This is a genomic window from Mesorhizobium sp. L-8-3, assembly GCF_016756615.1.
Taxonomy (GTDB): Bacteria; Pseudomonadota; Alphaproteobacteria; order Rhizobiales; family Rhizobiaceae.
Genome location: NZ_AP023262.1, coordinates 7,715,020 through 7,734,753 on the forward strand (window position 1 = coordinate 7,715,020; position 19,734 = coordinate 7,734,753).

Annotated in this window: 18 protein-coding genes; 1 reads left to right on the forward strand and 17 read right to left on the reverse strand. The window is 64.3% G+C overall.

Features of this window, described 5'->3' with window-relative positions; all coding sequences use genetic code 11:
* Positions 1 to 29 precede the first annotated feature (29 nt).
* The 17 genes from dhaM to JN302_RS35675 all read right to left on the reverse strand — a co-directional run bounded on the left by dhaM (position 30) and on the right by JN302_RS35675 (position 18,014).
* Positions 30 to 419: a dihydroxyacetone kinase phosphoryl donor subunit DhaM gene (gene dhaM, locus JN302_RS35595; RefSeq protein ID WP_202330710.1), complete on the reverse strand. Its 390-nt coding sequence runs from the start codon at positions 417 to 419 to the stop codon at positions 30 to 32.
* Complete coding sequence (gene dhaL / locus JN302_RS35600; RefSeq protein WP_202330711.1) at positions 416 to 1,024, reverse strand: dihydroxyacetone kinase subunit DhaL; 609 nt, start codon at positions 1,022 to 1,024, stop codon at positions 416 to 418. Before dhaL ends, dhaM begins: the two co-directional genes overlap by 4 nt.
* A complete protein-coding gene (locus JN302_RS35605) occupies positions 1,021 to 1,896 on the reverse strand; it encodes a sugar phosphate isomerase/epimerase family protein (RefSeq protein WP_202330712.1) in 876 nt (291 codons plus the stop codon). The genes dhaL and JN302_RS35605 overlap by 4 nt, the downstream gene beginning before the upstream one ends.
* A 577-nt stretch (positions 1,897 to 2,473) precedes the next feature.
* On the reverse strand, positions 2,474 to 3,496 hold the full coding sequence (locus tag JN302_RS35610) for an ABC transporter ATP-binding protein (RefSeq protein WP_202330713.1): 1,023 nt from the start codon (positions 3,494 to 3,496) through the stop codon (positions 2,474 to 2,476).
* Entirely contained in the window at positions 3,489 to 4,586 is a 1,098-nt protein-coding gene (locus tag JN302_RS35615; protein WP_202330714.1) for an ABC transporter ATP-binding protein, read from the reverse strand. Before JN302_RS35615 ends, JN302_RS35610 begins: the two co-directional genes overlap by 8 nt.
* A 3-nt stretch (positions 4,587 to 4,589) precedes the next feature.
* A complete protein-coding gene (locus JN302_RS35620) occupies positions 4,590 to 4,787 on the reverse strand; it encodes a hypothetical protein (protein ID WP_202309009.1) in 198 nt (65 codons plus the stop codon).
* A 232-nt stretch (positions 4,788 to 5,019) separates the two neighbouring features.
* Positions 5,020 to 5,967, reverse strand: coding sequence for a carbohydrate ABC transporter permease (locus JN302_RS35625; protein ID WP_202309010.1), 948 nt, complete (start codon positions 5,965 to 5,967; stop codon positions 5,020 to 5,022).
* On the reverse strand, positions 5,964 to 6,962 hold the full coding sequence (locus JN302_RS35630) for a carbohydrate ABC transporter permease (protein ID WP_202309011.1): 999 nt from the start codon (positions 6,960 to 6,962) through the stop codon (positions 5,964 to 5,966). Before JN302_RS35630 ends, JN302_RS35625 begins: the two co-directional genes overlap by 4 nt.
* 65 nt (positions 6,963 to 7,027) lie before the next feature.
* Entirely contained in the window at positions 7,028 to 8,353 is a 1,326-nt protein-coding gene (locus JN302_RS35635; RefSeq protein ID WP_202330715.1) for an ABC transporter substrate-binding protein, read from the reverse strand.
* 775 nt (positions 8,354 to 9,128) lie between these two features.
* Positions 9,129 to 10,409, reverse strand: a complete 1,281-nt coding sequence (gene gabT, locus JN302_RS35640) for a 4-aminobutyrate--2-oxoglutarate transaminase (RefSeq protein WP_202330716.1) — start codon at positions 10,407 to 10,409, stop codon at positions 9,129 to 9,131.
* Positions 10,410 to 10,554: 145 nt separating this feature from the next.
* Entirely contained in the window at positions 10,555 to 11,046 is a 492-nt protein-coding gene (locus tag JN302_RS35645) for an ester cyclase (protein WP_202309014.1), read from the reverse strand.
* Positions 11,047 to 11,105: 59 nt separating this feature from the next.
* Positions 11,106 to 12,533, reverse strand: coding sequence for a gamma-aminobutyraldehyde dehydrogenase (locus JN302_RS35650; RefSeq protein WP_202330717.1), 1,428 nt, complete (start codon positions 12,531 to 12,533; stop codon positions 11,106 to 11,108).
* 62 nt (positions 12,534 to 12,595) lie between these two features.
* Positions 12,596 to 13,411: an ABC transporter permease gene (locus tag JN302_RS35655; RefSeq protein WP_202309016.1), complete on the reverse strand. Its 816-nt coding sequence runs from the start codon at positions 13,409 to 13,411 to the stop codon at positions 12,596 to 12,598.
* On the reverse strand, positions 13,401 to 14,369 hold the full coding sequence (locus tag JN302_RS35660; RefSeq protein WP_202309017.1) for an ABC transporter permease: 969 nt from the start codon (positions 14,367 to 14,369) through the stop codon (positions 13,401 to 13,403). The genes JN302_RS35655 and JN302_RS35660 overlap by 11 nt, the downstream gene beginning before the upstream one ends.
* Positions 14,366 to 15,364, reverse strand: coding sequence for an ABC transporter ATP-binding protein (locus JN302_RS35665; RefSeq protein WP_202330718.1), 999 nt, complete (start codon positions 15,362 to 15,364; stop codon positions 14,366 to 14,368). Before JN302_RS35665 ends, JN302_RS35660 begins: the two co-directional genes overlap by 4 nt.
* Positions 15,365 to 15,592: 228 nt before the next feature.
* Positions 15,593 to 16,747 (reverse strand): ABC transporter substrate-binding protein, encoded by a 1,155-nt coding sequence (locus JN302_RS35670; RefSeq protein WP_202330719.1) that lies wholly within the window; start codon positions 16,745 to 16,747, stop codon positions 15,593 to 15,595.
* Positions 16,748 to 17,123: 376 nt separating this feature from the next.
* Entirely contained in the window at positions 17,124 to 18,014 is an 891-nt protein-coding gene (locus JN302_RS35675) for a LysR family transcriptional regulator (RefSeq protein ID WP_202330720.1), read from the reverse strand.
* Between the two features lie 98 nt (positions 18,015 to 18,112).
* Here JN302_RS35675 and JN302_RS35680 point away from each other — a divergent pair, with 98 nt between their 5' ends.
* Positions 18,113 to 19,705: a sulfatase gene (locus JN302_RS35680; RefSeq protein ID WP_202330721.1), complete on the forward strand. Its 1,593-nt coding sequence runs from the start codon at positions 18,113 to 18,115 to the stop codon at positions 19,703 to 19,705.
* Positions 19,706 to 19,734: the final 29 nt, after the last annotated feature.

Consider the following 19,734-nt stretch of genomic DNA (forward strand, 5'->3'; position numbering starts at 1 on the left):
CTCAGACCGGGGCACATGAACCGGGACGCTCAGGCCGGCGCCAGTTCATGCGCGGTGGCCACGACTTCCTTGAGCGACGCCCCGCCGGAGGCTTCCGTCGCGGCCATCACCGCGCCTTCCACGATCGGGGCGTTGCAGATGACGATCTTCTGCGCGCGCGGCTCGCCGATCATCTCAATGGCCATCTCGCTGTTGGTCTCGGCGCCGCCGAGATCGACCAGGACGGCGACACCGACGTCGGACCAGGCCCGGTCTATCGCCGCCATGATCGCCTCGACGCTGGTGCCCAGCCCGCCTTCCGGATCGCCGCCGCACCAGGCGAGCGGCACGTCCTCGCCGACCATCTGGCGCACCATGTCGGCCGTGCCTTCGGCGACCTTGGGCGAATGCGAGACGATGACGATGCCGACATTCTTCATGCGATGCTCCCGATATGATCCGCAACCGCCCGGACGAGCAGCGCCGTCGAGCGCGCGCCGGGGTCCATATGGCCGATGGAGCGCTCGCCGAGGAAGGATGCACGTCCGCGGAGAGCCTTCATCGGAACGGTCGCCTCGGCCGCGGCATCGGCGACCGCCACGATCTCCGCGCCGGCCTTGCCGGATACCAGCGCCTGCTGCACGGGCACGAGCACGTCGAGCATGGTCTTCTGCCCGGCCTGCGATTTGCCCCGCGCACCGACCGCCTCGATCGCCTTTCCAAAGGCTGAAACGAAGGCTGCACGATCCGGATTCCCGGGCAGTTCCTTGCCAAGCGCCATGAACAAGGTGCCGAAAAGCGGGCCGGAGGCGCCGCCGACCGTCATGACCAAACGGGTGCCGATCGCTTTCAGCGCGTCGGACAGTGGTTTGACGGAGGACTGCCCGGCCTCGGCGCGCACAGCCTCGAGACCGCGCTTCATGTTGACGCCGTGATCACCGTCGCCGATCGCCTGGTCGAGCGCGGTCAGTTCGTCGGCATGGGCGGCGATGGTGTCCGCCGCTGCCGCGATCAGTGCCTCGAGGTCAAGGGCCGCCGCCGTCATGCCGTCATCACCTTTCCGGCGGGTGCGGCCTTCCGCCAGCCATTCCTGATATGGGTGAAGCCCTCGCGATAGACGGCCTCGGGACTCTCGGCGAAATCGCGCCAGACCTTGGTCGCGGCCGCCAGGTCCTTCAGGCCTCGCCCGAAGGCCTCGATGGTCAGCCAGCCGTCATAGCCGCTCCCGCGGATGGCCGCGAAAGTCTCGGCCCAGGGGATGTTGCCTCGCCCGGGCACGCCGCGGTCGTTCTCCGAGATATGGATGTGGACAATGTTGCCGACGTGTCTGGTATAGGCCGCGATCGGATCGGCCTCCTCGATATTGGCATGGAACGTATCATACATGGCCCTGATATGGGGATGGCCGATCTCGTCGATATGCGCCGAAAGATCGGCCATGGTGTTCATGAGATAGCATTCGAAGCGGTTCAGCGCTTCGAGGCCGATCGTCACGTCCCGCTTGCCGGCATGGTCGCCGATGGCGCGCTGCGAGGATAGGGAGCGCTTCTTCTCGGCCGCAGTTGGGCCGGTTCCGGAGAAATGCCCGAGCGTCGAATGAAGCGGGCCGGAGAGATTTTTCGCGCCAAGCGCCTCGGAGCAGTCGATCGCCCATTTCATATAGTCGATACCGGCCCTGCGTGTGCCCGCATCCGGCGAGATGAGGTTCATCGCCGGGTCGCCCATCGCGGAGACGGCAGTGCGCTCCAGGCCGATCCGGTCGAGCATGGCACCGAGCCTGCTATAATCATCCGGCGAGCCGGCAAAGACCGGAATCTCGACGCCGTCATAGCCGGTCGCCTTGATGTCCTTCAGCAGCGCCTCGTGCTTCCTGCCGACGCTGGTGGTCCACAAGAACATGCAGAAGCCGATCTTCATCGCACCGCTCCTTCGGTTCCTTCTCCCCGCAAGCGGCCAGGGCATGCACACATCTGTGTAGGACGAGGTGAGGCCTCTCGACAGGCGGAATTCTCCCCATAGACGGCTTGGCAATGCACATAATTCCGCCGGCCGTGCCATGCGAAGTACGCCTGCCATGAAAGTAGGGCGGAAAGCCTTTTGATTGCAGTTGGATACGGTTTGGCGAAATACCCCTCTCTGTCCTGCCGGACATCTCCCCCACAAGAGGGGAGACTGGCTGTCATCGATGACGGCACTCGTCCTGCAACGTCGACGATTGGCGAAATCCGAGCGGCCGGCCAGTCTCCCCCCTTGTGGGGGAGATGTCCGGCAGGACAGAGAGGGGTGCGAAGACACGCGGCACTTTCATCCAGGATGGCGCCCGACGCCGGCCGGTGGGTCTCATCCGACCGCGCGGAGCCTGTCCTCGGGCTTGCCGAAGGCAAGACCCGTGGGCGAGGCCACCTTCTCCCACAAGGGGGCCCCGTAAACGGGTAGAAGACCGATGGCAGCACCGCCTTCGCCTTTCCGCTCTCCATCCACGCAACTCCAGTCATCATCCCCCTCCCTCTATCCTCCTGCCTGCCGCATCGAAGAACAGCGGGCCGTGCAACCTTATCGTGACGGGATCGCCTTTCCTCAAGGGTGTGTCGGGATCGATGAGCGTGACCAGCCTCCGGTCGGCAACCGTCAGATGAAGATGGTTCTGATCGCCCAGATGCTCGATCCGATCGACGACGCCGTCGGCGTGACCGTTCGCCGCCTTCGCAATCGTCAGATGCTCGGTGCGCGCGCCGATGGTCGCGGCGGCCGCCGGCGCATCGCCGTCCGGCAGCAGCCCGCGCGGCAGGAGGTTGATCGCCGGTTGGCCAAGGCGAGCAGCGACGTGCAGATTGGCAGGCTCCGTGTAGATCTGCCGCGGTGTACCGATCTGGACCAGCACCCCGTCGGCAAGGATGCCGATGCGGTCGGCCATGGTCATCGCCTCGATCTGGTCGTGGGTGACATAAAGCACGGTGGCGCCGAGTTCGGCCTGGATGCGCTTCAGTTCGAGCCGCAATTCGGCGCGCAGCTTGGCATCCAGCGAGGAGAGCGGCTCGTCCATCAGGAAGATCGCCGGCTTTCGTACCAGCGCGCGGCCGATGGCAACACGCTGCATCTCGCCGCCGGAAAGCCTGGTCGCGCGATTGGCGAGCTTGTGGTCGATGCGCACGAGCCTCGCGACGTGCTCGACCCGGCTGCGCACCGCATCCTCGCTCATCCGCCGGGCAGGGGAACGCAGCGGAAAAGCCAGATTGTCGAAGACGGACAGATGCGGATAGAGCGAATATTGCTGGAAGACGAAGGCGACGTCGCGGGCCGCCGGCTCGAGCCGCGTGGCGTCGCGGCCGGCGATGTGGATGGATCCGGCATCGGGGCGCTCCAGGCCGGCGACGAGCCGCAGCGTCGTGGTCTTGCCGGCGCCGGTGGGACCGAGCAGCACGACGAATTCGCCGTCGGCGATGTCGAGATCCAGCCCGGCCACCGCCTGCCGCTCGCCGAAGGCCTTGCCGACGCCCCTGATCCTGATGTCAGCCATGGCTTGCCTCGTCATGGATCGCGGTACGGACTGCCCGGCCGGACGCCTTGTCGAACAGGGACAGGCGCGCGGCATTCAACGCCAGGCCGACATTCTCGCCGACGGCGAGCCGAAGCTCGGCCGGTACGCGAGCCTTGATCAATCCCCGCCCCGTCTCGACCGCCACGATCTGGGTGGTCCCGAGATATTCGGTGCCGTAGACAGCACCGCGCAGCTTCGAACCGTCGTCGAAGCGTATGTGCTCGGGACGTATGCCGAGCGCCATGTCGCCGGCGGCGGCATCCTCGCGCAGTTCGGGCACGGCGACGGCGGCGCCGTCGACCACGATCTCACGCGACCCCTTCGGCAGGCCGCCTGAAAAGGGCAGGAAATTCATCGGCGGCGAACCGATGAAATCGGCCACGAACATGGTGGCCGGCCGGTCGTAGATCTCGCGGGGCGTGCCGAACTGCTCGATGACGCCGTGGTTCATGACCGCGATCTTGTCGGCCATGGCCATGGCCTCCATCTGGTCGTGCGTCACATAGACTGTGGTGGCGCGGATGCGGTCGTGCAAGGCGCGCAGTTCGTGAACCATGAGGTCGCGGAACTCGGCGTCGAGCGTTCCGAGCGGCTCGTCCATGAGGAAACATTTAGGCCGGCGCACGATGGCGCGGCCGAGCGCGACGCGCTGGCGGTCGCCGCCGGCGAGACCGGAGACCGACTTGTCCAGCAGGTGATCGATGCGCAGAAGGCTCGCCGTCTCCTCGACGCGCCGGCGGATCTCGGCTTTCGCCATGCCCTGCGCCAGGAGCGGAAAGCCGATGTTCCGGCGCACATTCATATGCGGATAGAGCGCGAAGAGCTGGAAGACGAAGGCGATGTCGCGTTCGCGCGCACGCCGCTGCGAGACCTCCTCGCCACCGAGCAGGATCCTGCCCGACGTCGGCAGTTCGAGGCCGGCGATCATGCGCAGCGTCGTCGTCTTGCCGCAGCCAGACGGCCCGAGCATGACGAAGAACTCGCCGTCGCCGACGGTGAAGCTGGAGTTCTCCACCGCGGTGAAGGCACCGAATTCCTTCCTGAGATTTTCGACCCGGATCTCCGCCATCGCCTACTCCGGAAACTTCGAGACGACGATGAACATCACCGTGCCGGCGAGCATCGTGACGAAGGAATAGGTGTAGAGCGGCAGCGCGAAGGGCTGGAACAGCATCAGGAAGCCGATGCCGATGACGGCGGTCGCGATGCTCTCCATGGGGCCGCGGCGCAGTGAGCGGGGCCAGCGTTTGCTTGGTAGCGTGTTGCTCATGTGGGCCTCACTGTGATGACGCGCGTCGACCACGGCGCCAGGCGACCCCTCATCCGACCTCGCTTCGCGAGGCCACCTTCTCCCACAAGGGGAGAAGGCCGGAGCCCGGCTTCGGCGACTCGGCAAATCGTCAACGTCGGATGATTTACGGAGCCGTCGAAGCCAGGCTCCTCCTTCTCCCCTTGTGGGAGAAGGTGGCCCGAAGGCCCGGATGAGGGGTAGATCGGCGACATCATTTCCTTACCGCTCCGAAGGTGATGCCGCGCAGCAGGTGCCGGCGAAGCAGGATGGTGAAGACCAGGATCGGCACCAGGAAGATGGTGGTTCCGGCCGCGACCGCCGGCCAGTCCATGCCGCCCTCGCCGATGATGGTCGGAATGAAGGGCGGCGCGGTCTGCGCCGCACCCGAGGTGAGCAGAACGGCGAAGGCATATTCGTTCCAGGCGAAGATGAGGCAGAAGATGGCGGTCGCGGCGATGCCGGTCGTGGCCTGCGGCAGCACGACCTTGCGGAACGCCTGGAGCCGCGTGTAGCCGTCGATCATTGCGGCTTCCTCATATTCGCGCGGGATCTCGTCGATGAAGCCTTTCAGCAGCCAGACGGCGAGCGACACGTTGACGGCGGTGTAGAGCAGTATCATGCCAAGCGCGGTGTCGGAGAGGCCGAGTTCGCGATACATCAGGTAGATGGGGATGGCGACGGCGATCGGCGGCATCATGCGCGTCGACAGGATGAAGAACAGGAGATCGTCGGCGAGCGGCACCTTAAAGCGCGAGAAGCCGTAGGCCGCGAGCGTGCCGAGGAAGACCGCCAGGAAGGTCGAGCCGAAGGCGATGATCATCGAGTTCTGGAAACGCGGCCAGTAGTTGGAGGGGCCGGCGATGACCATGTTGCGGCTGCGGGTGATGGCGTCGCAGGTCGAGGTCGCCGGGCCGAGGCTCTCGATATAGTCCGGCGTCTGCCGGGTCCGGGTGGTGAACAGGTTGCAATAGCCTTCGAGCGTCGGCGTGAAGACGATCTTGGGCGGATAGTGGATCGAATCCGGCGGCGACTTGAACGAGGTCATGACGATCCAGGCAAGCGGAACCATCGACACCAGCGCATAGAGTATGACGATGGCGCCGGCGACGCGCCTGGAGGTCGCGCTCGGTTCGACGACGGAATGGGCCGAGGCGCTCATCGGCTCTTCACCCTGTTCAAGGCCTTCACATAGATGTTGGCCAGGCCAAACACCGCGACGAAGAGGATGATGGCGAAGGCCGACGAAATGCCGGTGCGCCATTTCTCGAAGGCCTCTCGCTTCAGCGTGATCGAGGCGACCTCGGTGGTGGAGCCGGGTCCGCCGCCGGTCAGCAGGTTCACCATGTCGAACATCTTGAAGTTCTCGATGCCGCGGAAGAGCACCGCCAGCATGATGAAGGGCAGCGCCATGGGCAGCGTGATCGACCAGAACTGGCGCCAGTTCGAGGCTCGGTCGACCTCGGCGGCTTCATAGATGTAGTCCGGGATCGAGCGCAGCCCGGCCAGGCAGATCAGCATCACATAGGGCGTCCACATCCAGGTATCGACGATGATGATCGACCAGGGCGACAGCCGGACGGAGCCGAGCATCTCGAAGGACGACGGATCGATGCCGGTGAAGAAGGAGACGATGTAATTGAAGAGCCCGATCTGGGGCTGGTAGAGGAAGCGCCAGAAATTGCCGACGACGGCCGGCGACAGCATCATCGGGATCAGGATGATGGTCGTCCAGAAGGCGTGGCCGCGGAACTTGCGGTCGATCAGATAGGCCAGCGTGAAGCCGATCAACGTCTGCAGCAGGATCGTCCAGAACACGAAATGCGCCGTCGTCTGCATGGCGATCCAGATGTCGCTGTCGGTCAGGATGCGCCGGTAGTTTTCCAGCCCGACATTGGCGACCTCGGCATTCGGCCGGTTGGCGCGGTAGTTGGTGAAGGAAAGGCGGATCGCCCAGATCAGCGGAAAGATGTTGATGGCGAGCAGCAGGATGATGGTCGGCGCGATGAACAGCCAGGCGACCATCCGGTCCGACAGGCCCCGGACCGATCGCGCCAGCGGTTCCGGCGTGGCACGCGCGGCGGACGCCGCCGCCCGGTCCAGTATGGAGAGGTTGGTATCGGTCACGAGAGGCTTTCCGCTGGGCTTGTCCTGCATGGCGAACTCTCCGTCCCGCGCCATCATATCACGGCGCGGGACGGGCTCGGGAGGATGCCCCCACCCTACATCTTGCCGTCATCCTGGAAAACTTCGGTCCAGTCGGCGATCAGCTTGTCGAGCGCCTCCTGGGCCGTACCCTGATCGGCCACGACATAGTCGTGCAGCCGTTTCTGCATCCCCTGCAGAAGCTGCGCGTAAGACGGCTCCTGCCAGAAGTCCTTGACCTGGTTCATGGCGACCAGGAAATCGGCCGCGAATGGCTGGCTGTCCTTGAAGGACGGATCGTTGAGCACCGCGTTGTGGCAGGAATAGCCGCCCAGCGCCCACCATTTCTTCTGGATGTCGGGCTGGGCGAACCATTTGATGTAGGCCAGCGCGCCGTCCATATTGTCGGTGTTGGCGACCACCGAGATGCCCTGTCCGCCGAGCGTGGAGGCCTCGGCCGTTCCCTTCGGGTTGACGAAGAAACCGATCTTGTCGCCCCCGACATTCTCGTCCTTGTAGAGGCCGGGGAAGAAGGCGAACCAGTTCATCGCCATGGCCGCCTGACCGGATTTGAAGGCGTCGAGCGTCTCGCCCATATAGGCGTCGGTGTAGCCGGGCGGCGTGCAGCATTTGTAGAGCTCCTTGTATTCCTCGAGCCCTTTCACCGCGTCGGCGGAGTTGACCGCGCCCTCCATGTCGTATTTGCCCGACGTCTTCTCGTACTGGAAGCCGTTGGCGTAGAGCGCCTGGGTGGCGCCCATGGTGATGCCCTCGGAGGCGCGCTCGGTGAAGATGGCGGCGCCGTAGACCTTCTTGCCGTCTATCTCCCTGCCCTGGAAGAACTTCGCCGTCTCGATTAGTTCCGGCCAGGTCTTGGGCACTGCAAGGTCGCGGCCCGTAGCCTGCTTGAACTCGGCCTGGATTTCGGGCCTGGCGAACCAGTCCTTGCGATAGAACCAGGCATTGGCGTCGCCCATGGCCGGCAGCGCCCAGTAGTTCGGCGTGCCCTTCGGCCAGGTCGAATAGGCATAGACGGTGGCATCGGCAAAGTCGGACATCTTGATGCCCTCCTTGTCGAAGAAGTCGTTCAGCTTGACGTAGTAGCCGTTCTCGGCCGAACCGCCGAGCCATTGCGAGTCGCCGATCAACAGGTCGCAGAGCTTGCCGCCGGAATTCAGCTCGTTGAGGATGCGGTCGGCGAAATTCGGCCACGGCACGAATTCGAACTTCATCTCGGTCCCGGTCGCCGCCGTGAACTCCTTAGAGAGTTCGACCAGCGCATTGGCCGGGTCCCAGGCGGCCCAGCACAAGGTCAGTTCGTCGGCCGTCGCCGTGCTGGAGTAGGCCGTCGAGGCGAACAGCGCCGACGCCAGGCCGAAAGTCACTTTCGATAGTGTCTTCATGCGTTCCTCCCGTTGATCGGGCCGTCGGGATGACGGCCCTCGAATCGTCACCCTTCCTCCAAGGTTCCAGCCTTGCGGCCGGGCGTGAGCGATGTTGAGTAATTTGTTTAGTGATGCAAATTTCACTAAACATCGCAAGCGGAATCGATGCTGCGGCGCAGCAACGGCGTCGCGAGGCGCAGGACCAATTTGGTCAGCAATAGTGACGTTTTTCGGGGATTGTAGTTTGGAAACAGATGGCTGGGTGTGGGACGGCCGCCGAGGTCTCCGCCCGGCCTCTGCTAAACAAATAGTGCCGATGCAGGCAATCCCGGACGCTCCGCCCGCCCCCTGCCATGAAGGTAACGCCGAGAACCGTTTTGCTTCAGTCGGATAAGGGATTCGGCGACGCTGCGAACGGCCCCTCATCCGCCTGCTGGCACCTTCTCCCCGCATCGCGGGGAGAAGACCGATGTCGCCGCCGGCTTCGCCAATCGTCGGCGTTGCAGAGCGAGCGCCGACCTCGCGGCAGGCGATCTTCTCCCCATTCACGGCCAGGGCATGCACACATCTTTGCAGACCGGGCGAGCGGCTGCGGCCGTCTGTCTTCTTCCCGTCCTTCACGGGGAGAAGATGCCGGTCCACCCTCCGCAGCTGCAGCGCAGCTGCTGCGGAGGACGGGCAGGCAGATGAGGGGCGGCGCGACGATCAAAGTTCCGGTCCAGCAAGTATGAGCCCGGTCCCCGCCAAGGGACAGATCAGGTCCGACGCAGCAGCGCGCCAAGCCGCTTGCGTCTTACCCGTTGGCGGCGATCAGCGCCTTTTCCAGCTTGGCGAGGCCCTCGTCCAGCACGTCGTCCTCGACCGTCAGCGGCACGAGGATGCGGATCGTGTTGCCATGGACGCCGCAGGAGAGCAGGACGAGGCCGTCGGCGATCGCTGCCTGGGTGACGCGCTTCGTGGCATCGGCATCCGGCTCGGTGCCGCCGCGCTTCTTCATGATGTCGAAGGCGATCATGGCGCCCGGGCCGCGTATCCCCGATATCGCTACCGTGTCGTTGCGCTGCGCGGTCTTCGCGACCGCGGCCTTGACCTTCTCGCCGAGCCGGTTCGCCTTGTCGAGCAGCTTCTCTTCCTCGAACACGTCGAGCACGGCGAGTGCGGCAGCGCAGGCGATCGGGCTGCCGGCATAGGTTCCGCCGAGGCCGCCCGGCTCGGCCGCATCCATGATCGCCGCCCTGCCGATGACGCCCGACAGCGGGAAGCCACCGGCCAGCGACTTGGCGACGGTGATCAGATCGGGCTCGACGCCGCTCGCCTCGATGCCGAACATCTTGCCGGTGCGGCCGAAGCCGGTCTGGATCTCGTCGGAAATCAAGAGGATGCCGTGGTCGTCGCAGATCTTGCGCAGCGCTTCCAGCAGCTCGACCGGAGCGGGATGGAAGCCGCCTTCGCCCTGCACCGGCTCGATGATGATCGCCGCGACCTGGCCCGGCTCGATGTCGGCACGGAACAGGAACTCGATGGCGCGCAGGCTCTCCTGCACGGTGACGCCGTCGGCCGGGAACGGCACGTGATAGATGCCCGGCAAGCCGAGGCCGAACTTCTTGCGGTAGGGCGCCACCTTGCCGGTGAGCGACATGCCCATCATGGTGCGGCCATGGAAGGCACCGGTGAAGGCTATGACGCCGGAACGGCCGGTCGCGGCGCGCGCGATCTTCACCGCATTCTCGACCGCTTCCGCGCCCGTCGAGAAGAAGATGGTCTTGGCGTCGCCCTTGAACGGGGCCAGCGCGTTCAGCCGCTCGGCCAGCGCCACATAGGGCTCGTAGGGCAGGACCTGGAAGCAGGTATGGGTGAACTTGTCGAGCTGTTCACGCACCGCAGCCACGACCCTGGGATGGCGATGCCCCGTGTTGAGCACGGCGATGCCGCCGGCGAAATCGACGTAGCGCTTGCCCTCGACGTCCCATACCTCGGCGTTCTCGGCGCGCTCGGCGAAGACCGGAAATGCGGTGCCGACGCCGCGCGGCACGGCGGCCACACGGCGGGACTGAAGCGAGGCATTGTTGGTCATGATGGTCTCTCCGGATGCGGCAGCCTGTTGTCGGCGGCCACGCTTAGGGGGTTGGCTGGTGACTGTATAGGGCCTGCGACCGGCGACGTCCAAGCCAGCGGACTGCGTGGCCGGAGCGGGCTGCGGGCCCGCGAAGTCGCCGAGGCTACATCAGGCCGAGCTGCTTGTAGAAGCTGAGCGCATCGTAATAGTCATTCTGCACCGTGATCTTGCCGTCCTTGACGGTGAACATCGAAGCGCCTTCCAGCTTGAACTTCTTGTTGGTCGCAGCCGTGCCGTCCGCCCAGGCGCCGGTATTGGTGCCCGCGAATTCCCATTCGAACGAGACGCGGTCTCCCTGGATGACCGGCGCTCCACGCATCGTCCAGGCCGCATCCGGGACGGCATTCAGGAAGTTGTCGATGACGCCGGCCTTGGCGGCTTCCCTGCCCTCGATCGGCTTGCCGACCGAGGCATCGTAATAGACGACATCGTCGGCGAGGAAAGCCGCCGCCCTGGCGGAATCATGCGCGTTCCAGGCGGCGAGATATTCTTCGACCACCGATTGCGCCGTATCGTCCGCCAGAGCGGACGATAATGGCAGCGCGGCGGCCATACCCGCGAGCGCCGCGACGGCAAAGAACTGACGACGTTTCATGACGGTTTCCTTCCGGTTGATGCCCCTGCCACGCCTACCCGGTGCGGCGCATCGGCCGCTCAGCCATGCGCCACCATCACATGCCGCACCGCCGTGTAGTCCTCCAGCGCATAGAGCGACATGTCCTTGCCGTAGCCGGACTGTTTCAGCCCGCCATGCGGCATCTCGTTGGTGAGCATGAAGTGGGTGTTGATCCAGGTGCAGCCATATTGCAGGCGCGCGGCCGCGGCCATCGCCCGCCCGACATCCCTGGTCCAGACCGATGAGGCGAGGCCATAATCGGAATCGTTGGCCCAGGCCACGGCCTCGTCCACATCCGAGAAGCGGGTGACCGAGACCACCGGCCCGAAGACCTCGCGCCGCACGATCTCGTCTTCCTGCAGGGCGCCCGCCACCACGGTCGGCTGGTAGAAGAAGCCGTTGCCCTCGCCCGGCCTGCCGCCGGTGGTGATCTCGATGTGCTTCTGCTCCTGCGCGCGCTCGACGAAGCTCGCCACGCGGTCGCGCTGGCGCTGCGAGATCAGCGGGCCGATCTCGTTTTCGGTGTCGTCGGCCTGGCCGTAGCGGATGGTCGAGACGGCCGACGACAGGTCCGCCACAAGCCGGTCATAGATGCCCTTGCCGGCATAGACGCGGCAGGCGGCCGTGCAGTCCTGGCCGGCATTGTAGTAGCCGAAGGCGCGCAGGCCCGACACCACGGCGTCGAGATCGGCATCGTCGAAGACGATGACCGGCGCCTTGCCGCCGAGTTCCAGATGGGTGCGCTTCACCGTCTTGGCGGCCGCCTGCAGCACTTTTTTGCCCGTGGCGACGTCGCCGGTGATCGAAACCATATTGACCTTGGGGTGGTTGATCAGGGCGTTGCCGACGCTCTCGCCGCGGCCGAGCACGACATTGACGACGCCCTCCGGCAGCACCTCGGCCAGGATCTTCGCCAGCTTCAGCGCCGTGAGCGGCGTCTGCTCGGAGGGCTTGAATACGACCGTGTTTCCGCCGCCGAGCGCCGGCGCCAGCTTCCACGCCATCATCATGAGCGGATAGTTCCATGGCGCGATGGAGGCGACCAGCCCTATCGGATCGCGACGGATCATGGAGGTGAAGCCGGGCAGATATTCGCCGGCGACGGCGCCGGGCAGCGTGCGGACGGCGCCGGCGAAGAAGCGGTAGCAATCGACGATCGCCGGAATCTCGTCGTTCAGCACGGCGTTGATCGGCTTGCCGCAGTTCAGGGCTTCGAGCGCCGCGAACTCCGCCGCCTCGGCCTCGATGCGCTCGGCGATCTTCAGGAGATAGGCGGAGCGCTGGGCGGGCGTCGTCCGCGACCACTCCACGAAAGCCCTTTCGGCGGCCGCGACCGCGGCCTCGATCTGCGCCTGGCTCGCTTCGGGAAGGTTGAGGATGGTTTCGCCGGTCTTCGGATTGAGGATAGGCTCCTCGGTCTCGGTGCCCTTCTCGAATTTCGAACCGATCAGCATTGCGGTTTCCATGAGGATCCTCCTTCAATCAATTCGGCCGTGACGGCGCTCAGCCGCCGTCATGGCCCACAGGTCTATTTGCCCATGCCGGCGACCTGGTCGCCGTCGCGGGTGAGGTAGTAGGCGGCCAGGATCGGCAGCAGCGTGACCAGCACGACGACCATGGCGACGACATTGGTGACCGGGCGCTGGCGCGGACGCACCAGTTCCTCCAGCATCCAGATCGGCACGGTCTGCTGCTGGCCGGCGGTGAAGGTGGTGACGATGACCTCGTCGAAAGACAGCGCGAAGGCGAGCATGCCGCCGGCCAGAAGCGCGGTGCCGATGTTGGGCAGGATCACATGGCGGAAGGTCTGGAAACCATCCGCGCCGAGATCGTAGGAGGCCTCGATCAGCGAGCCCGAAGTGCGCCGGAAGCGCGCGACGGCATTGTTGTAGACGACGACCACGCAGAAGGTCGCGTGGCCGAGCACGATCGTCCAGAAGGAGAATGGGATCTCGGCGAGGCTGAAGGCCGAACGCAGCGCGATGCCGGTGATGATGCCGGGCAGCGCGATCGGCAGGATGACGAGCAGCGAGATCGTCTCGCGGCCGAAGAATTTCGTGCGGCTGACGGCGGCCGCGCAGAGCGTGCCGAGCACCAGGGCGACCGTCGTGGAGATGGCCGCGACCTTCACCGACAACGCCAGGGCCTGCCAGACGTCCGGCCGGTTCCAGGTGACGCCCAGCCATTGCGTCGTCAGGCCGGGCGGCGGCCACTGATAGCTTCTCTCCTCCGTGGTGAAGGCATAGACGAAGATCAGCAGGATCGGCAGATGCAGGAAGGCGAGGCCCGCGGCGGCGGCTATCTTCAGGCCGAGCGGTGCGGACCGGTTGCGATCAGAGCGCATCGAAAGCTCCCATGCGCTTGGCGGCCCACAGATAGAACCCCATCACCACGATGGGCACCACGGAGAAGGCGGCGGCAAGCGGAATGTTGCCCGCGGTGCCCTGGTGGGCATAGACGGCCTGGCCGATGAACAGCCGCGAGGTGCCGATGATCTGCGGGATGATGTAGTCGCCCAGCGTCAGCGAGAAGGTGAAGATCGAGCCGGCGACGATGCCGGGCAGCGCCAGCGGGAAGATGACATTGGCGAAGGTCTGGCGCGGCGAGGCACCGAGGTCCGCCGAGGCTTCGACCAGATTGGTCGGAACCCGCTCGAGGGCGGCCTGGATCGGCAGGATCATGAAGGGCATCCAGACATAGACGAAGACGATGAAGGTTCCGGTGAAGGAGACCGAGAGCGAGTTGCCGCCGACGACGGGCAAGGCCAGCCAGGCGTCGAGCAGCCAGCTCAGATGCAGCTTGCCGAACAGCCAGGTCAGGATGCCTTCCTTGGCCAGGATCAGCTTCCAGGCGTATATCTTCACCAGGTAGCTCGACCACAGGGGCAGCATGACACCGAGATAGAACAGCGCCTTCCATCGGCCGCGAGCGTAGCGCGCCGCGTAATAGGCGATCGGAAAGGCGATCACCGCCGAGGCGAGCGTCACCAGCGCCGCCATGACGACGGTGCGCAGGATGATGTCGAGGTTGGACGGCTGCAGCAGCTCGCCATAGGTCTTCAGCGTGAACTCCCGATTGACGAGGCCCGAATACTCGTCGATCGAGAAGAAGCTCTGCAGAAGCAGCGCGAACAGCGAACCGAGATAGACGATGCCGAGCCACAGGACCGGCGGCGTGAGCATCAGGAGAAGAAGCAGCCCCGGGCGCCGCCAGAAGGCATCCGAGAGCGTGCCGAAGAAACCGCCCTTGGCCGGCAGTATCGCCGGCGCGCCGGTGGCGGGAATAGCAAGCTCCATGCTCATGCCGGCTCGTCCATCAGGTGAAGCTGGTCGCGGTTGAACGCAAGCAGCACGCCCTCGCCGGCCTGCGGCACGGCCTGGCCGGCCGGGATGCTGGCATGGAGCCTCAGCCCGTCGCTCTCCAGCGCGATCCTGGTGGCGGCGCCGAGATAGTGCATCGACACCACGCGCGCCGGCACGCCGTCGCCCGTGGCCTGGCGCAGGATGCGGATCTGCTCGGGCCGGAGGCTGCCCCAGCGGCGCTGCCCGGACCAGCGCTGGACGAAATCGGGCGGCAGCACGTTGGAGGAACCGACGAAATCGGCGACGAAACGTGTCTGCGGCTTCTGGTAGATCTCCTCGGGCGTGCCGACCTGCATGATGCGGCCCTCGTTGAACACCGCGACCCGGTCGGCCATCGACAACGCCTCGCCCTGGTCGTGGGTGACGAAGACGAAGGTGATGCCGAGCGACTTCTGCAGCGCCTTCAGTTCCTCCTGCATGTTTTCGCGCAGCTTCAGGTCGAGCGCGCCGAGCGGCTCGTCGAGCAGGAGCACCCGCGGCTGGTTCACCAGCGCGCGGGCGAGCGCGACGCGCTGGCGCTGGCCGCCGGAGAGCTGCCCCGGCCGGCGCGCGCCGTAGCCCGGCAGTTGCACGAGCGTCAGCGCGTCCTCGGCGGCCCGCAGGCGCTCGGCCCTGCCGACCCCCTTCACCATCAGGCCGTAGGCGACATTGTCGAGCACGTTCAGATGGGGAAACAACGCATAGTCCTGGAAGACGGTGTTGACGTTGCGCCGGTAGGGCGGAACGCCGACGGCGTTTTCCCCCGATATCTCGATATGGCCCGAGGTCGGCTGCTCGAAGCCGGCGATCAGGCGCAAGCACGTCGTCTTGCCGGAGCCGGACGGGCCGAGCATGGCGAAGAACTCGCCGGGCCGGATGTCGAGATCGACGGCATCGACGGCCCTCACCTGGCCGAAATGGCGAGAGACTTTGCGGAAGGAAACTGCAGGGGTCATGACATATCCGACAGACCGTTTGCCCGCTGCGCAGAGCCAGCCGGGCTTTTATTGCGCCCCCGCCGTTCGGCAACGCCGAGACTGCTACCCGCCCTCTCCTCGCGAAGGGCGAGAGGGAGGCTCGGCGGCACCGCTTCGTCCTTCTCCCGTTTCCAGGGAGAAGGTGCGGGCAGGCGGATGAGGGCGGCTCCCGGCATGAAGCCGCCGAACCGGGTCAAAGCGGCGCTGTCAGCGCCCGCCGATCACGCCGATATAATCCGACACCCAGCGATAATAGGGCACGCATTCGCTCTGGCTGGCGCATTTCGATACCGGCGTTTGCCAGAACCTGATCTTCTCGAAATCGTCCATGCCGTTGGTGGTGCAGCCCTCCTTGGTCTGCATGCCGCGCCCGTCGGTGCAGGCCGCGGGGACCGAGGGGTTGGCGCCGAACCAGACGGACAGGTCGCTCTGGAGGTTGGACGACAGCGTGTGCTCCATCCACATATAGGCGCAGTTCGGATTGGCGGCATCGACATGCATCATCGTCGTGTCGGCCCAGCCGGTAGCCCCTTCGACCGGGATGGTCGAGGCGATCGGCTGGTTCTCGCTCTTGAGGATGTTGACCTGGAAAGGCCACGAGCCGGACGCGACGACACCTTCGTTCTTGAAATCGTCCATCTGGATGAAGGCGTCGTGCCAGTAGCGTCCGACCAGCTTGCGCTGCTGGCGCAGGAGGTCGAGCGCCGCCTTGTACTGGTCCGCATTGAGCTCATAGGGGCTCTTGATGCCGAGTTCCGGCTTGTTGTGCATCAGATACTGCGCGGCGTCGGCGACATGGATCGGCCCGTCATAGGCCTGGACCCGGCCGACATTCGACTTGCCGTCCGGCAGCGTCGTCTCCTCGAAGACCACGCTCCAGCTCTTGGGCGCCTCCTTGAAGACGTCGGTGTTGTACATCAGCACGTTCGGCCCCCACATATAGGGAACCCCGTAGTGGACGCCGTCGACCGTGTGCCAGGGCGCGTCCTTCAACCGGTCGTCGACGGTCGACCAGCTCTTGATCAGGTCGACATTGACCGGCTGCACGCGCTCGCCGGCGACGAGACGCAGCGAGGCGTCGCCCGACGCCGTGACGAGGTCGAAGCCGCCTTCGTTCATCAGCGCGACCATCTCGTCCGATGTGTTGGCGGTCTTGACATTGACCTTGCAGCCGCTGGCCTCCTCGAACTTGGTGACCCAGTCGAATTTCTTGTCCGTCTCGCCGCGCTCGATGTATCCCGGCCAGGCGATGATGTTGACCTGACCTTCGGCCGCGCCGATTTCCTTCAGCTGGGCCATGGCCTGGCCGGGAATGCTGATCGCGAGCGCGAGCGCCGTGCAGGATTTCAGGAACGATTTCATCGTGACGTCTCCCATTTGAGGCAACCGCTCTCCATGGCGGCATGATCCCTGGGGAGAAGAGTGCGCGCAAAAGTTCGGTTTCGCAATTTCATTTGCGAGAAGGCCGGAATCGGTTTTTCCGATATCATCTGGAAAGGAGAAAGGGCCGAGCGCCTGGTGGCTCGCGGGTTCGTTCTTCGGGGACTTCGGGCGCCCATCGGCAGCTGAAACTCTTCACGCCGGCGGACGGACAACTGCGCCCCCCAAATTGAACTTTCCCAGATCGACCGCGAAACGTCCTTAGACGATGCGTCGCCGATACCAGGACGCCAGCCCCAGGCATGCGAGAAATTCAGTTCGTTCGCGAGTTGGTCCTCGAGGCCTCACGCGTCGTTCATTATCTTCCGGCCAGATCCATCAAATCCTCCAGCAGCTGTCGAATGACCGGAATGTTCATCGAACTTTGCCGGACATAGGCGCCGGTTGACAGCCGGCTGATCGGCGGATTCGTCGGGCGGACAACGAGACCCACGGCTTCGACATATTCTGCGAGTTGCAGCGGAGCCATGAGCTTTGCTCCGAATTCGCGGGTTAGGTCGAGTGCGGCGGCAAACGAAGTCGAATGCGCGACTATACGTGGCGCGCTCAGACTGTGTTCGGAGAAATAACGGCGCAGCAGAGGTATGTTGTCCGCCGCCCCGCTGTAGGCCACCCAGCTCAAGCCTTCCAGATCCTCCGGGCGCAGGACCGCGTTTTGCGCAGCAGGGTCGTCCGCCGCCATAACGACGGACTGCTCGACTTCGGCTACCGGAATGGCGGTTATCAGCGAGTCCGGCTCCAACGGCTCTATGGCCCCCAGCACCACGTCTATGCGGCCGTCACGCAGCATCGGCAACGTGACGGAATTCTGGTCGGCGATAAGGTCAAAACCCAATGCCGGAAACCGGCTGCGCAGCTGCGCGAAAAGCGGTGCGGCATAGCGCAGGTGAAATAGAGGGCCGGCGCCGACCCGTATCGTTTCGAGCCCCATTCCAGTGAGCGCACGGATTTCCTCCCTGGCCTGATCGTACTCATGTTCGATCCGGCGCGCACGCACAAGAAAGAGCCGTCCGGCCGCAGTCAGGCGCATCCCGCGACGATGGCGCTCGAAGAGTTTGCCGCCTAGATCTTCCTCGAGATTGGCCAGCCGCTTGGTCAATGACGGCTGAGTCAAACCAATCGTGTCAGCCGCCGCAGAGAGATTGGACTCCTTGGCGATCGCCAGAAACGCCCTCAAATTCCGGTCCACCAGCTATTCCTTTTTTCTATCATAGCGGCTTCAAAAATCGATTTTACAGAACCCCTGACTTTTGACAAGTTAATGGCGCCGTACGAAGGGAGGAGTATGTGCGAACGATCTTCGTACTTTTCGATTCATTGAACAGAACCGCGCTCGGTGCCTATGGCAGCAAGGCGATTCCGACGCCGAATTTCGACCGGTTCGCGGAACGGGCTGTCACCTTCGACACCCATTATGTTGGGTCTTTGCCATGCATGCCTGCGCGCCGGGACATGCAGACCGGGCGGCTGAATTTCACACACCGGCCCTGGGGGCCGCTCGAGCCCTTCGACAATTCCTACGCGCAGATCCTGAGTGCCGCGGGCGTCTACACTCATCTGATCTCAGATCATCTGCACTATTTTGAGAATGGCGGCTGGGGTTACTCCCAGGCGTTCGACAGCTGGGAATTTATTCGCGGACAGGAATACGATCCCCTGACGGTGTTCACTGTTCCCCCCGTCGAGCGGATTCGCGAAGCCTTCGATCCTCGCCACTACCCGACGGAAGCGATGGAGGAGGGCCGTACGGCCACGCGCTGGACGTCGCCAAAGGATGTCTGGAAGCGTTCACGCCACGCGATTAACAAGATCGACCCCTGGGAAGATGCTGATTATCCAACGGCAAAATGCTTTGCGCGGGCGTTCGAGTTCCTGAACCGGAACAGCAAAAGCGACGACTGGTTCCTTCAGATCGAGTGCTTCGATCCGCATGAACCTTTCGACGCACCGGACAAGTACAAGGCGAGGTTCGCGACGGGTTACGAGGGCCCCATCCTGGACTGGCCGCTTTACGAGCAATGCACGAATTCAGCCGAAGAGATCGCCGAAATCCGGGCGAATTACGCAGCGGTCGTGGCAATGTGCGACGATCATTTCGGGCGACTGCTTGACTGGATGGATGCAAACGAAGCCTGGGAAGACACTGCGCTGATCCTGACGACCGACCACGGCTATCTGCTTGGCGAGCACGAGTGGTGGGCAAAGAACCGGATGCCTTACTACGAGGAGATCTCGCATATCCCCCTGATGGTCTGGCACCCTGACAACGGACCCAAAAGCGGGATGAGGGTTTCTGCGCTTACGCAGACGACCGACCTGATGCCGACGATTTTGGGACTGCATGAAGTCGCATCGCCTGAGGAATCGCGCGCACATTCTCTGCTCCCTCTGCTGAAGGGGCGCCCCTCCGGGCGGGACACTGCGATCCTGGGGATGTTCGGAGGTCCCGTGTGCGTGACGGACGGCCGATACACCTATTTCAGGTTTCCACTGACCGACGATCCGTCTGCGCTTCCGGTCTACACCCTGATGCCAAGTCATCTGGAAGAGCTGTTTTCAGTCCGAGATCTCGCGACTGCCGAGTTGGTCGAAGCATTCGATTTCACGAAGGGTGCGCCGATGATGCGTGTCACGCTGTCGAACAAGGTTGGAGAATCCGGAATGAACATCCTGGCCAACTGGAATGCCGGAAACGTACTTTACGACCTGCTGTCCGACCCGGGCCAGACAACACCCATCGAGGCGCCCGAAATCGAAGCGCGCCTGTCAATCGCGATCACCGAGCATTTCGAGGCGCATGATGCGCCGCAGGAACTCTATGCGCATTACGGCCTCACACGCGCCGAAGGAGCGATCAAAAACCTTCGCGTCGGGCGGTGATCCGCAAGAAAATACCAAAGGAGGAGCGC